Here is a 15,675-nt window from a genome sequence, read left to right as displayed (position 1 = left end):
GAACGGGTGACAGAATTCCGGCCTAGAAATCCAGCTATTAAGTATTACATAAACCCTTCCCGAACCATCGCTTTTTCCAGCTTTTCACTCAGCTGCGCCGAAGCTTTCAATAACGGCAAACGAACTTCCGAGCTGCAAATACCTTTAATTTCAAGACATTTTTTTATCCCCACCGGATTCGATTCGATATATAACAACGTGTCAAATTCTAGAAATGCCAGTTGCAATTTCGCTGCCTCTTTGAAATTCCCTTCGATTGCGTGCCATGTTAAATCTGTAAATTCACGTGGAAAACCGTTGGCGATCACGGAAATAACCCCATGCCAACCAACGCTGCACATGGTAGTAACAAGATTATCATCACCTGAAAGCAAAAGAAAATCCTTTGGCGCGTGTGCAGCAAGTTCCATGCTTTGTTCTATACTTCCGCCTGCATCTTTAATACCGATGATATTTGGATGTTCAGCAAGTTTCAGGATCGTTTCAGCTTTCATGTTGATTACCGTACGACCCGGAACATTATATAGCAAAACCGGCACAGGCGATGCATCCGCAATCGAGGTGAAATGTGCTATAATTCCTTCTTGAGTAGGCTTGTTGTAATATGGACAAACAGACAGAATCGCGTCAACGCCGTCGAAGTCAGTCTTTCGGATCGTTTCGAGTACTGACCTGGTATCATTTCCACCCAAACCATACACAATCGGCAAACCCTTTGTGTTATGCTTTTTAGAAAATGCCAGAATTTCGTCTTTTTCTGTCGATGAAATTGTTGGAGATTCCCCGGTTGTTCCCTGCACAACCAGATAATCCACTCCTCCTTCAGACACGAATTCGATTAACTTTTGTAAACCAGCGTAGTCAATTTCTTGCTGTTCATCAAAGGGTGTAATCAGCGCTGCTCCGACTCCTTTGAAACGTTCGTCCAATGGCATTATTTTCTTATATAATTGTTGATTTTAAAACACAAAGTTAGTTACCTGACTCAATTTCCTTCATCATTTTTGAATCATTCCTAAAAATTCTTCTTCTGACAGGATCGTTACACCCAATTTTCTGGCCTTTTCAAGTTTGGAAGGACCCATATTATCTCCGGCAAGCAGATAGTTTAATTTCCCCGAAACGCCACTTAAAATACGACCGCCATTAGCTTCAATTTTATGTTTCAGATCGTCCCGGTCAAAATTGGCAAATACGCCGGAAATCACAAAAGTTTTACCTTCCAGCATCGTACTTTCCATTTCAACCGGTTTGTCGTCGGTTGTCATTTGCAAACCCGCTTTTTCAAGTCGCTCCATTACCAGCTGGTTTTCCGGTACTGAAAAATAAGCGATTACACTTTGTGCAATTCTGCCGCCAATTTCCGGTACAGCAACAAGTTCCTCAAAAGTGGCCGAACGAAGCGCGGTAATATTCTTAAAATATGCCGCCAGTTTTTCAGCAACGGTCGCGCCGACAAAACGAATGCCAAGACCAAACAAAACATTTTTGAAAGGAGCCGTTTTTGAAGTTTCCAGACCTTTCATAATATTCTCAACCGTCTTTTCCCTGAAACTGATTTTCTTAATCTTCCCGGTTTCCTCGTTGACAATATTTTTTTCCAGACCCAGCAGTTTTTCGTTTGTCAGGTCATATAAGTCAGCAGGTGTTCTTACCAAATTGTTATCAAAAAGTACTTCTATTTTACCTTCACCAAGGCTGTCGATATTCATCGCTTTCCGGTGAATAAAATGCTCGATCCGACCTTTTAGCTGTGGTGGACAAGCACTGTCGTTCGGGCAATAATAAGCGACTTCGCCCTCGTTTCTTGCTAAAAGCGAGCCACACTCAGGACAATTTTTAGGAAAAACGATCGGTTCCGTTTGAAATAATTCACGTTTTGTCAGATCGACACCTGTTATTTTTGGAATAATCTCTCCGCTTTTCTCCACAAAAACAGTATCGCCCAACTGCACGCTTAACCGTTCAAGCTCATTGGCATTATGCAGCGTTGCCCGTTTTACATAAGTGCCGGATAAGTGGACTCCCTTCACTTTATTGTACGGAATTGTCCGCTCACTTTCTGCACACAGATTGGCAACAGGAGTAATATTTCCGGTTCTTCCGACCTGAAAGTTTACATACCGGAGAATGGCCGGTTTGTTCTCCGCCTTGTATTTAAATGAAATCGCCCAACGAGGACTTTTTGCTGTGAAACCTAATTCGCGCTGCTGTTCGAATGAATTGACCTTAATAACAATCCCATCTGTCGCGAGCGGAAGTGTCGCGCGTTTTTCTTCCCATTCATGAATGTACGCAATGACATCATCAATATTAGTTACCTTTTTCCAGCCCGGAGAAATATTAAATCCCCATGATTTTAATGCAAGTAAACTTTCTTCATGACTGGCAAAAACGGTTTCGTCGCTCAAAAAGGAATAAATATAACAATCCAGTGACCTGCGGGCCGTTTCAGCAGAATCCTGCAATTTAAACGAACCGGACGCAGCATTTCTTGGGTTTGCATAAAGGTTAACACCTAACGCTTCCATATCTTCATTCAATTTCTGAAAAGACTGGAAAGGCATAAAACCTTCTCCACGGATTTCAAAAATTGGTGGAATTTCTTTTGACTTGACACGTAACGGAAGCGACTTTATCGTCTTGACATTATTTGTAATTTCATCTCCGCGCGTACCGTCGCCTCGGGTAACGCCACGGACAAGGACGCCATTGTCGTATGTAAAACTGAGTGAAATTCCATCAAATTTCAGTTCACAGATATATTCATAAGCTTCGCCATCCAACCCTTTTCGAACACGTTCGTCAAAATCCCGAAGCTCTTGTTCGTTGTAGGTATTGTCAAGCGACAACATGGGATATCGGTGATATACGGCATTGAAATTCTTTGTGATCGTACCGCCTACCCGCTGCGTGGGCGAATCACTTCGTTTGAATTCGGGAAACTCATTTTCCAGCTTAGCCAGTTCTTTCAATAACTGATCAAAATCATAATCAGATATTTCAGAAATACTTTCCTGATAATATTGAAAATTGTAGTGATCAATCTGTTGTATGAGTTCGTTGATGCGTTCTTCCGGATTCATGGTTATTGTTTGCTGTTGCGGCTGGGAAATGTATTTATTTAGGAATGAGAATTTGAATATTATCGCTCCGGCACAAATTTAACGAAAGATCGAAAGTTAGCCGCTATATGTAATTATTTATGTATTTTTATAAAAAACGCTGATTAAAATGATCCATAAAGAAGAACGGACACTTCAAGACTGGGACCTGATGCAAATCATTAACGGCAAAGAAATTATGTTTCCCAGTCCGAAAATTTACCATCAAAAAATATCCAGAAAGCTTCAAAGAATTATCGAAGATTTCGTAAATGGCGAAAACCTGGGTGAGGTTTTCAACGCGCCATTGGATGTTATTTTTGAAGAAAATTTTAATCGCGTTCAACCCGATTTAATTTTCATCAACAAAGAAAAATCAGAAATCGTTAAGGATTGGATACGAGGTGTTCCTGATTTATTGGTGGAAATTATTTCTAAAAGTTCTTTTCATTTGGATACAATTGAAAAAAAAGAGCTTTATGAAAAATATGGTGTTAAAGAGTATTGGATCGTTCTTCCGGAATACGCTACCGTTGAAATTTATGCGCTGGAAGAAAATCAATATCAGCTATTTTCATCAGCCACCGACAATCAAATCATCAAATCTAAACTGTTAACCGGCTTGACTTTTTCAGTAGGTCTGTTGTTTGAGTAATTTTGGATTCTAATTCTTAGATATATAGCCTGTAACCTTCGCATTTACTTAGCCAAATCATATAAAAATTTGGTGTAGACTAATAAATTTTTTAAAAATCTTCTTCAAAAGCTGTAATCCATCTGATTCCGCTACCGCCCAAAGTTAACGCATTGGGTAATGAAAATCCCTGATTTTACATCTTCCCTATAAATTCCTTAAATTCGCCACGGATTTAACATTACTATTTTACAAAATGGCTAAAGTTGCCCCTTCCATTCTTGCCGCAGATTTCGCGAATCTGCAACGCGACATTGAAATGCTTAATGCGAGTGAAGCAGATTACATACATGTAGACATCATGGATGGTATGTTTGTCCCTAATATTTCCTTCGGATTTCCTGTTGCGCAGGCCATTAAACGATATTCCAAAAAACCGCTGGACTTTCATTTGATGATCGAACAGCCAGACCGGTACCTGGAAAACTTCCGTGACGCTGGGGCTGATATTCTGACCGTCCACTATGAAGCCTGTACGCATTTACACCGTACAGTTCAGTTAATCAAGGAATTAGGAATGAAACCTGGCGTAGCTTTAAATCCGCATACACCTGTTGAGGTGCTTTCAGAAATATTACCTGATTTGTCACTTGTGTTGATTATGTCGGTAAACCCAGGTTTTGGTGGTCAGAAATTTATCGAAAACTCCTACCGCAAAATTTACAAGTTAAACTGCATGCGAGAAGAACTGGGTGTTGATTTCAAAATAGAAGTCGACGGCGGCGTGAACAATACAAATGCCAAATCTCTCGTTGAGAACGGTGCTGACATTCTGGTTGCCGGAAGTTTTGTTTTTAGCTCTTCCGATCCACATACAACGATTGCCGATTTGAGAAAAAACTGATAAAACTAACTTAACCCCAGCTACATGAATAAATTTAACAAAAATTCTCATTTTCGTCGAAGGCATAATTTCCTTTTGGCATTATGATCGCGCGTTCATTTTCTATCCTGACATTATTTTTTGCGCTTCAAATTACGGCTCGGGCTTCAAATAGGCAGGATGAAGCTGATTATAAATTCCCATTGAAAGTTAGTGAAGACGGCAAACATCTGGCAGACCAAAACGATGCTCCTTTCCTGGTAGTCGCCGATGTCGCCTGGCAATTGCTGAGAAAGCTGGATTACACAAGCGCGGTTGCTTATCTTGATATTCGCAAATCACAGGCTTTCAACACCTTTTTAGTGCATATCTTACCTGCTTTACCAACCCAGAAAAACTTCCATAAAGTCACACCATTTCAGGTAAATAATGAGATAACAAAACCTAATAAGGCTTATTTCGATCATCTCGAAAAAATAATTATTGCTGCAAGAGAACGTGAACTGGTGATCGGTTTGGTGGTTTCCAGACAAAGCTGGAATACACTTTTTGAAACCCAGGGTGAAGAGGCTTGCCGGAGTTATGGAGAATATATCGGTAAACGTTTCTCAAAATTCACGAACGTTTTCTGGATCGTCAGTGAAGAAGAAAATCAAAAGGCTTTTCTTGCACGAACATTGACAGAAAGTTTGAGAGCGAATTCAGAGAATCAGTTAATTGCTTCTTTATCCACCTGCGCTCCGCCGGATTCACTGGATAAAAACAATACTGACCTGAAAGTTTTTGTTCCGGATTCTACCGTCACTGACTCTGAATATGCCGCTTTGGCAATCTGGCAAAAAACGATAGGAAGCTCGATCAAAAGTCCTTTTTTGATTGCCAATTCAGAATTTCCAATTAAAGATCAATCTGCTTTGATTCGTAAACAAGCTTATGAATCGCTGCTAAGCTCAGCTGCCGGATTTTGCCATATGAGCACGATTAAAAATTTTAATCCAACCTGGAAAGTCAATATCCTTCGGGACGGCGGGGAATATATGGTCCGTTTTTCTAAAATTCTGCAAGGGATTCCCTGGGCTCTAATTCAACCGGATACAGAAATAAAACTGGTTCAGGATACGACACAAACCAGTGAAATTACGGTCGCGACAATTTCAAATCACCGTATGGCCATTTTGTATATACCCACCGCCAGGGAGTTTAAACTGGATTTAACTAAACTAACCGGAAATGAGTTCAGAGCTGTTTGGTATAGTCCGAGGACTGGCCGGAGATGGACTGGCGGAGAGTTCAGCCGCACAGATGCGGCCGTCATCGTTCCACCCGACAAACAACCTGATTGGGACTGGATACTTTTAGTCGGAGCAAAAAATTAAGCAGATTTTAGAAACATTTCAAATCAGTATTAATTCCTTGTCATTCCCTTTTATTATTACAATATTCACCACACTAAAATTTTTAAGTGACCCATAGCGGCCGAACTGTCTGATTTTTTGATCGGATATGCCTGGTAGTGAAAATGAATGAAAAATAGCAAGTGCACCCCGAATGAGCTTAGTGAGAAGAAAAATATCTATTTGTTGCAGCCTGGTTTTACTGGTATGCGGAAATTTGTTTGCCCAGCAGCCAGTACTTTGGGCTGATAAAATACTTGGATATTCCTCAGAATACAGAAATGAAAATGCGGGACAAGGTTTCCGCTCAAAACAAATTTTGGGCGAGCCAAACAAGCTACCTGACTTCGGTAATAGTCCATGCGCCTGGTCACCTGCGATGCCGGATGGAAGAAATGAAGAATGGATTAAAGTAGGCTTCGAAAAATCCATTGCTTTGAAGCAAGTAGCAATAGCTGAAAATTTCAATCCAGGTTCTGTTATCCGGGTATATGCCTACAACGAAACAGGCAAAGAATCACTTATCTACGATCAGAAAGCAACAGCTCTTCAGGTTAAAGGCAGGATGCTGCAAATATTCCCAAAACAGGAAAACCTTATCACCAACGCCATAAAAATCGTTTTGGATCCGGCCCGCGTTGGAGGATTCAACCAGATCGACGCCATCGGAATTTCGGTAAGTACCGAGCCCATTGAGGCAAAAATTAATCTCGCACCGGACATTCTGAAAGATGTTAAAAAGGAAAATCTGGGGAAAACAGTGAATAGTAAAGGCCAGGAGATTAATCCAATCATCTCCGCCGACGGCAAAACATTATACTATACCAGGGGTGATTACGAGGGCAATACAGGATCGTCTTCAAAACAGGATGCCTGGGTTTCTACACTTGACAAAAATAATAACTGGACGGAAGCGGTCAATTTAGGCCCACCTGTTAACAATAATGGGGACAACGCGATCATTGGCCTCTCTGCTGACGGAAAGACAATTTATTTGATCAATGTCTATCTCCCTGGCGGTGGATTGGTTTATGGAATATCCAAATCATTTTATACAAAAAACGGCTGGAGTTTTCCAAAAGAAATTAAAATACAGAACCTATATAACTCACATTCAGATTCTGAATTCGCTATTTCACCACATGGAAATGTGCTGATCATGTCCGTTCAGAGAAAAGATTCAGAAGGCAGAAAAGACTTGTATGTATCATTTATTCAAGATGATGAGACTTGGTCTGAGCCAAAACATATGGGACCGGTATTGAATAGCGCCAGTGATGAAAATTCTCCGTTTCTTGCTTTGGATAATAAGACCTTATATTTTACTTCTTCCGGCCATAGCGGTTATGGAGGCGGAGATGTTTTCTTAACGCACAGGCTCGACGATACATGGCTGAACTGGTCAAAACCTGAAAATCTTGGACCATCTATTAATACTTCAAAACTGGATGTCTACTTTAATATTCCGGCTTCGGGAGATTACGGTTATTTTAGTTCGTCAGACAATAGTTTAGGAGCGGAAGACCTTTTCAGGATTAAATTATCCCCATCAATTAAACCAGATCCTATTGCAGTTGTTACGGGTTCCGTTTTTGAGTTTGAGACAACCACGCCGGTAAAAGCAAACATCACAGTCGATCTGATAGACAGTAAGTTATTGTTTACCAAAGTTGCCTTTGATCCGGAGACTGGTGATTTTAATTTAATTCTTCCTGATAAAGACCGGTATCGGATTACTGCGAGTCAGGAAGGATATTTTTCTTCATCGGAGGAAATAGATCTGAAAGATGGAAAAAGCTTAAAAGCTATTCGTAAAAACTTTTATTTGCAGCCAATTAAGCCGGGTCAGCAAATTCGTCTTGCCAATAATATGTTCTCCCAAAGCAGCGCTAACATCACAGAATCCTCTTTTCAGGAACTTGACCGGATTATTGGTATAATGAATGAACATCCTGAAATGGAAATTTTGCTTGAAGGACATACTGATAATCAGGGAGATACCAAGAAGAATATTAAACTTTCGGAAGACCGGGTGGTAGAAGTAAAAAAATACCTCGTAGCAAAAGGTATCGGTGCTTTCAGAATTCAGACAAAAGCCTGGGGACCAGCGAAACCGATCGCAAGTAATTCTTCAGAAGCGACCCGCCAGAAAAACCGCCGCGTGGAGTTTACAATCCTTAAAATGTAAAAGTGCCTAATCAATGGAAATTTCACTAATTTCGCGGCTTTAACTTCCGACATTAAAACATGGTGCACACTTACAAGAAGGAAAACTTACAATCCTGGTTGACACTTGCGGTTATACTTATTATCGGTATTGCGCTTCGACTTTATCACCTGGACTCTTACAGTATCTTTTTTGATGAAAAAAGCACCATGGTCGTCAGCCAGGGAATTGTATTGGAAGGGGCAAATCAAAAGGAAGCTTTTTCGACACGAAAAATTACCGTTCCCGAGTTCTGGAAAACTCCGCCATTCAGCCTGAAACCACAGGAAAATCTTTTAACTTCCCTGACTTACCAAGAGACTTTTTATCCTCGTGCGTTTACCCCGGCAGAGTTCTGGGCGCCAAAAACGCTGGCTGATTATTATGAGGCAATGACGCGTAGCGACATAGGTAATGGTTCATTTTATTATCTTCTGCTCCATTTCTGGATGGATATTTTCGGTTTATCCGATTTTTCAGCCAGATTATTTTCCGTCGTTTTTAGCGTATTGATCATCGGATTCACTTATCTTTTTGGCAAACGATTTTTCTCTGTAAACACAGGGCTGATCGCAGCCTGTCTTGTTGCCCTCGAGCCATTTTTCATCGCTTACAGCCACCAAGCGAGAAATTATTCCCTGACATTTTTCCTGACACTTCTCGCTACTTATTTCTTTTTACAAATTATTGAGATCAAGTCAACAGACAGAAAACATATCTGGCTATATATCGGTTACATTCTTGCAGCCGGGCTAAGTATTTTGTCTAATTTCTTGTCTGTTGTTGTTCTTTTAGTACATGGAATTTACGCCGTATTTTTCCTGAGGTCTTTAAGCGGCTGGATCAAAATGGCAATTTCTGCCGTTGGTGCTCTTTCAGGTGTCACCTGGTGGATGTTGTATGGAGGAGGAAAATACACGCTTTATTCCCTGAATCACCAGGCAGCTGAATATAAACGGTTTGCTGAAACAAGCCCCGGGAATAATCCCTTTGGTGTATACCCGGCAACATTTGTAAATGTTTACAATAAGGCACTGCCCATGTTCACTGACTTATTAATTTTTACAAACGGCATGGCGGAGTCACTTGTCGGAAAGCGGAATGCAGTTATTTCGATCCTGGTCGGAATTTTCCTAATTGTCTGGTACAGATTGAAAGATCGGATAAAACTGCATGAGTTTATTATGCCAAGAGTGCCGTATGTAATCGTACTTTTGAGCGCACTGGTATACACAAGCAATAAAATCCAGTTTTGCATATTGTCCGTTGTTATTTTTGCTTTGTCATTTTTATATGATATTCATAAAAATGCGGACAAACTTCAAAGAAAAAGGCTGACGATGCTGTACATGATGGCGCTCGTGCCCACATTGTTCCTGATTTTCATGGCTTTCAGAGGAGGACATACCAGTAGTTTAACGCAACGATATTCAGGATTTTCTTTTCCCTATGTTATAATTCTTGTCAGTATTTTACTGCAATATTATTCCAATCTGGCCACTGAATTTAAATTACTGATCTTCTTTTTCCTGGCTGTGCAATTTTACTTCGTGGGGCAACGCTTACAGGAATTCTACGAAGATCGCTCTGTGAAATATGGATATTTTGCAAAACCTCGCGTTCCAAATCCTTACTACGAGGCGGCTCAGAAAATAAAATCTGTTTATCAGCCGGGGGATACCATTCTGTATCCTGCTTTTAAACTTCAGGTTTTATCGGTTATGGACAGGACTTACCTGCCCTATTCTATCCAGGATGCTCAGCTCACCAATTTGTACCTTCCGAAAAGTTTAAATTATATTCAGGTAATGGACACAACACAGGTTGACAGAATATTAATTAAACGGAATAATCAGAAAGAACCGCTGGAAATCATGAACTTAAAGGGTAAAAGGTATGGGTCTGAATGATGTGGATGGTGTCTGCCAGTAAAGCCATCTAATAAGATTTCGTATATTGCACACTTAATAATACAATTTTGCTCGTTACTTTGTACTCAGATAACGGCAGACATCAACACTAAAATTGGCCATGACCGCAAATGAAATATTAAATGAACCCAGACAAATCAGCGGAGAATTGCGGCTGAAATTACTGGGGCTTTATAATCAGGCAAATGCCGGACATATCGGCTGCTCGCTGAGTTGTATCGACCTGATGATCGCCATCCTATTTTTAAATAAATCAAAAGAAGATACTTTTATTTTATCTAAAGGACACGCGGCGGCGGCACTTTACACCTGCCTGAATGTTCTTGGTGAAATTACTGACGAAGAGCTCGCCACATATTATCTGGACGGGACAACACTTCCTGCGCATCCGGCTCCGGGACAGTACAAGGGGATTCCTTTTGCAACTGGTTCTTTGGGACATGGCCTTCCAATCGCGACTGGTATCGCTCATGCCGCCAAAATAAGTGACGAAGATAGTTATGCTTTCGCTTTACTTTCTGATGGCGAGACCAATGAAGGAACTACCTGGGAAGCAGCGCATTATGCGATCCAGAACCAGCTGGATAATCTTTTTATGTTTGTTGACAAAAACGGATTACAAGGTTTCGGTCCTACGGACAAGGTATTGGGAGAAACTGCGTCTCCTGAAAAATGGCGGGCAATCGGGTTTGAGACCGTTGAGATCGACGGACATGATATTCTTACGATACACCAGACAATTACCGAATTAAAAACCCATAAAAACGGACTTCCCAAGGCTATTATCGCACAAACTGTGAAGGGCAAAGGAGTTTCCTATATGGAAAATAAACTTGAATGGCATTATCTGCCGATGAATGCTGAACTTTACCAGCAGGCCACTCAGGAAGTTACGGAACGATATCTTAATGAACTTACGAATGCTTGATCATTTACCGCATTACCGCGATAAAATAGAACAATTAAAAGGACCGATTTTCGTATTTGGAGCCAGTGGTTTTATCGGTGCAAACCTTTTCAACGATATTTTTAAAATCAGAAAGGATTGTTATGCTCTCACGCATGATGCGACAAAAGCCTGGCGGTTAAAATTATTGAATGTTCCGTTTGAAAATATAATTCACTGCGACATCCTATCGGACAATTCAGTTCGTGAAGTTTTTGAGCGATATAAACCCCAGACGCTTTTCAATCTTGCGGCCTACGGTGCTTACAGCAAGCAAAGCAGTGTCAACCTGACTTACGAAACCAACGTTATCGGGACAGCTAATATCCTGCAAAATTGCAATAAAGAAACTGTTTACATTCATGCAGGAAGCAGTTCTGAATATGGTTTTAATTGTACAGCACCAAAGGAAACTGACCGGGTAGAACCGAATAGCCACTATGCTGTTTCCAAAGTTTCAGCTGCATATTTGTTGGAATATTACGCACGCGTCTTCGAATTAAAGACTTTAAATCTCCGGCTTTATTCTATTTACGGTTATTGGGAAGAACCTGACAGGTTGATCCCGAAACTTGTTGAAAGTGTGAGACAAGGCCAGCTTCCTTCTCTGGTTTCTTCCGATATCAGCAGAGATTTTGTATTTATAGAAGATTGTGTCGAAGCATTTTTGGATGCTGCGCTGAAAATAAACAGCACTACCTCTGGTAAATCATATAATATCGCCACTGGTCGTAAAACTACAATTGGTGATCTGGTTGAAACTTCCCGTCAGACTTTTGGTATAAAACAAGAGCCGAAATGGGGAAGTATGTCGAACCGGAAATGGGACTTGGCAGAATGGTATGGTGATCCCGATGCTTTCGAAACAGACTTTGACTGGAAAGCGAAAACTTCACTTGAAGATGGATTATCAAAGACAAAATCATGGCAGGATCAAATCAAATATGAGGATACTATTCTCCCTGCGTTCCTGAATCCGAAATTAAATCCGGTTATTACAGCCATCATAGCGTGTTACAAAGATGCACAGGCGATTCCTTACATGTATGAAAGAATCGTAAAAACTTGTAATGAGCTGAAAGTGCGCTATGAAATCATTTTTGTTAATGACAATTCGCCTGACAACCAGGAGGAGGTGATTAATAAAATTTGCGATAAAGACCCGAACGTGGTTGGTATCAGCCATTCAAGAAATTTCGGCTCACAAGCTGCATTTCTAAGCGGAATGGAAATAGCCACGGGCGATTGCGTTGTACTGATGGATGGCGATTTGCAAGATCCACCCGAAATTATTCCTGCATTTTATGAAAAATGGATGGAAGGATTTGACGTGGTTTACGGTGTTCGCGTGCAGCGTGAAATGAAGCCGCATATTCATTTTTTCTACAAAACATTCTATAAGATATTTCAAGGTCTTAGTTATATCCCAATTCCGCGTGACGCTGGTGATTTTTCTATGATCGATAGAAAAGTGGTTAAGGAACTTGTTGATTTGCCGGAAACTGAGCAATTTCTTCGCGGATTGCGCGCCTGGGTTGGTTTTAAACAAACAGGAGTTCCTTATGTAAGACCGGAGCGTATGTTTGGCGTTTCAACAAATAACTGGACGAAAAATATCTGGTGGGCAAAAAAGGCGATTTTCTCGTTCAGTTTTGCTCCTTTGGAATTGATGAGTTATGCAGGTTTTACGCTCACGGGTTTATCGATTCTGGGAATTATCTGGCAGATTTTGGCCAAACTATTTTTCTTCCCGGATACGCCGCAGGGGATCAGCACAGTTATTGTACTGATCGTTTTCTTCGGAGGATTAACCATTTTGGGGATTTCATTCCTGGGAGAATACATCACGAAGATTTTTGAAGAGACGAAAAAACGGCCAAAATACATTCGTACCCGCATAAGACGAGGATCAAAATCTTACAAAACGGCTGACGAGATACGTACTTTGGTAAAACAGTTAAGAAAATGAGAAAAGAATTTTCAGCCGCTCTGGAAAAACTTGTTACCGAGGACGAATCCATCATCTTTATTACCGGAGATTTGGGTTATGCGGCTTTGGAAAGTTTACAGGCTAAGCTTGGCAAAAGATTTATAAATGCAGGTGTTGCCGAACAGAATATGGTCGGTGTAGCAGCTGGTTTTGCACATAAAGGGTATAAAGTTTTTTGTTACAGCATCGCTCCTTTCATCGTTTACCGCTGTCTGGAACAATTCCGTAATGATGTTTGCTTTCATGATCTTCCGGTTTTTATCGTTGGAAACGGTGGTGGTTATGGTTACGGAATTATGGGAAGTTCCCATCATACTCTCGAAGACATAGCTTGTTTAAGTGGATTACAAAATGCAAATGTCTGGGTACCTGGTTTTGCGGATGAAGTCGAACATGTAATCCGGCAAATAGTAGCAGATGGAAAACCCGCTTACCTGCGTTTGGGTTTTGGTAAAAATGCGCCTGAAAACAGCTACGCTTCTGGTTCTTTCAAGGTAATTCACGAAGTTGGATCTCCCGAAATAACTGTTTTTGCGTTAGGTCCAATCGCCAACAATGTAATCACAGCGCTGGATCAGTCGGCAGAACTTGGAGAAAAAGTTAATGTGATAAGCGCATTGCATTTTCCACTTGAATTAACCGATGAAATTATTCAGCTAGTGGAAAAAGCACCGGCCATTCTGGTTGCAGAAGAACATGTCAGCACAGGCGGATTGGCACAGCAACTTTCGGTTCAATTATTGGAAAAAGGTGTGAAGATTCATTCATTTAAGAGTCTGAAAGCCGAAGGATATCCAAACAGAAAATATGGAAGCCAGGCATATCATCAAAAACTTTCTGAACTTGATCCGGTTTCAATCGCCGCGCATATTCATCAGTTAATCATTCCCGCATGAGCAAGGGAGTTTTAACGCTTCTGGTTATTTTCATCATTTTGATCCCGGTAGGTGTTTACTTTGGGGTGTGGGATTTTTATGCCCTTAATATTCCAAAATGGGATGACCATGTGTTAAAAGCATTTATTGTTGAGTATTCACAGGCAGGATCGTGGCAGGAAAAATTGAAAGCCGTTTTCAAACAACATAATGAACATAGAATTGCGCTCGACAGAATTTTTACCTGGTTGGACTATTCTATTTTCGGAACACTGAATTATCGTCACCTTATGATGATTGGTAATTTGTTGCTGATCGGCGTCATCCCGCTTTGGTACATTCTTCTAAAAAATAATAAAAAGCCTCTCTTCGCCCTGGTTCCAATCCCATTCATTTGGCTGACGCTGGCCTTCTGGGAAAATATGTACTGGGGAATGGCTGCTATTCAGAATTTCGGGGTCATCACATTGGCACTCTGGACGATTTATTTAGCTGTTAATCCGAAACCGATTTACCTTGCACTGGCCATTTTGATGGGCGCGCTGACTATTTCTACAAGCGCAATCGGAATTTTAATCTTGCCGATTTGTGCTGTATTGCTATTCCTTTCAGGTGATAGGAAACGCTCGGCGTTACTGGCGCTTGCAGGTGCAGCAGGTATTTTTGCTTATTTCTGGACATACAAACAACCAGACACCAATCCGGATTCCAAAGCTTCACTTTTCCAGCTGGTAAAGGGTTACATGGCTTTTTTAGGATCATTTGCAGAATCCATTCCAGTCAGAGACCACTTCGGAGCTTGTGTGGTTATGGGAATTGTTTTGTTTCTGGTTGCAATTTCAATCGCATCGACGATTCTTTTTAGAATTTCCAGGAAAAAGTATAGTGTAAAATTTGAGCGGATTACGGATTTGTTTTGCCTTGGTGCTATTATGTTTATTCTGGCAACTGGTTTGATCGTTGTTTACGGTCGTGCAGGTTTCGGATTGGAGGGTTTGATCACAAGCAGGTTCAAAATATATTCGGTATTGCTTTTAATGGTTGCTTATTTATATGTCGTCATACCGATACGTGGCAGCTTTTTGTCGCCATATATCACAGCAATCATATTTTTGGCCGTTACTTTTAATGTGTTCAGTTATCATTATCATTTGGTAGATGCCTACAATCTGCGAAAATACCTAACGACGAGCCAATTTAACTGGATGTACACGAATAAGGATTTGGAGGTATCGGCAGACACGTCATTTGCTGCCAGGATTGTGGAAAAAACACCAGTTTTCTATACCAAATGGCTACCCTTAATTGAAATTGCAGACAGACAAGGTTATGCCGGAAATTCACGGGCACTGATGGAATTATATGCATCCACGAAATTTGAAAAATCGAAAGATAAGCTGATTGTCAAAAATGCAGCATTCAAAAGTCAGCGTTTACAGGATAGTGGGATTTATATTCTTCTTAGCTCAAACAAGCGATTTTATGTGTTTCCAACATCACGAAGCCGTAATACGAAACGTAAAGAGTTATTTTTGAAACAATACTATTTTGCATCCGGGTTTTCCGCGGAAATACCGTTTTCGGAATTAGAAAAAGGAGATTATAAAGTAGCCATTATTCGTCAGCAAGGAGACGAAACCGGCATTCTCTTCCAAAAGGATAAAATTTCCGTTGACGCTGTAAGTCAGAATAAAGTTAAAGTAAATTGGTAG

The 15,675-nt window shown here is 40.7% G+C and carries 11 protein-coding genes; 9 read left to right on the top strand and 2 right to left on the bottom strand.

Annotation, left to right across the window (positions count from 1 at the left end; translation table 11 throughout):
• Positions 1-44: 44 nt before the first annotated feature.
• Both dapA and ligA read right to left on the bottom strand, forming a co-directional pair.
• The gene (dapA, locus tag L0657_RS13540; protein WP_235151331.1) at positions 45-935 is read right to left on the bottom strand and encodes a 4-hydroxy-tetrahydrodipicolinate synthase; all 891 of its coding nucleotides are present in this window, start codon (positions 933-935) and stop codon (positions 45-47) included.
• A gap of 63 nt (positions 936-998) precedes the next feature.
• A complete protein-coding gene (ligA, locus tag L0657_RS13535; RefSeq protein WP_235151330.1) occupies positions 999-3,086 on the bottom strand; it encodes an NAD-dependent DNA ligase LigA in 2,088 nt (695 codons plus the stop codon).
• A gap of 148 nt (positions 3,087-3,234) precedes the next feature.
• Between ligA and L0657_RS13530 the strand changes: the two genes are divergently transcribed.
• From L0657_RS13530 to L0657_RS13490, 9 genes are all read left to right on the top strand, one after another.
• Positions 3,235-3,759, top strand: coding sequence for a Uma2 family endonuclease (locus tag L0657_RS13530; protein WP_235151329.1), 525 nt, complete (start codon positions 3,235-3,237; stop codon positions 3,757-3,759).
• Between the two features lie 235 nt (positions 3,760-3,994).
• A complete protein-coding gene (gene rpe / locus L0657_RS13525; RefSeq protein WP_235151328.1) occupies positions 3,995-4,642 on the top strand; it encodes a ribulose-phosphate 3-epimerase in 648 nt (215 codons plus the stop codon).
• An 83-nt stretch (positions 4,643-4,725) separates the two neighbouring features.
• Positions 4,726-5,997 carry a DUF4038 domain-containing protein gene (locus L0657_RS13520; RefSeq protein ID WP_235151327.1) on the top strand — a complete coding sequence of 424 codons (1,272 nt, stop codon included), beginning with the start codon at positions 4,726-4,728 and terminating at the stop codon, positions 5,995-5,997.
• 172 nt (positions 5,998-6,169) lie between these two features.
• Positions 6,170-8,203 (top strand): OmpA family protein, encoded by a 2,034-nt coding sequence (locus L0657_RS13515; protein WP_409015051.1) that lies wholly within the window; start codon positions 6,170-6,172, stop codon positions 8,201-8,203.
• A gap of 59 nt (positions 8,204-8,262) precedes the next feature.
• Entirely contained in the window at positions 8,263-10,131 is a 1,869-nt protein-coding gene (locus L0657_RS13510) for a glycosyltransferase family 39 protein (protein WP_235151325.1), read from the top strand.
• A 121-nt stretch (positions 10,132-10,252) separates the two neighbouring features.
• Complete coding sequence (locus L0657_RS13505) at positions 10,253-11,080, top strand: transketolase (protein ID WP_235151324.1); 828 nt, start codon at positions 10,253-10,255, stop codon at positions 11,078-11,080.
• Positions 11,073-13,067 (top strand): NAD-dependent epimerase/dehydratase family protein, encoded by a 1,995-nt coding sequence (locus tag L0657_RS13500; RefSeq protein ID WP_235151323.1) that lies wholly within the window; start codon positions 11,073-11,075, stop codon positions 13,065-13,067. Before L0657_RS13505 ends, L0657_RS13500 begins: the two co-directional genes overlap by 8 nt.
• Positions 13,064-13,984 (top strand): transketolase family protein, encoded by a 921-nt coding sequence (locus L0657_RS13495; protein WP_235151322.1) that lies wholly within the window; start codon positions 13,064-13,066, stop codon positions 13,982-13,984. Before L0657_RS13500 ends, L0657_RS13495 begins: the two co-directional genes overlap by 4 nt.
• A complete protein-coding gene (locus L0657_RS13490; RefSeq protein ID WP_235151321.1) occupies positions 13,981-15,675 on the top strand; it encodes a hypothetical protein in 1,695 nt (564 codons plus the stop codon). The genes L0657_RS13495 and L0657_RS13490 overlap by 4 nt, the downstream gene beginning before the upstream one ends.

The organism is Dyadobacter sp. CY345 (assembly GCF_021502725.1).
In the GTDB taxonomy this organism is placed as follows: Bacteria; Bacteroidota; Bacteroidia; order Cytophagales; family Spirosomataceae; genus Dyadobacter.
This window is presented reverse-complemented; position numbering and strand designations above follow the sequence as displayed.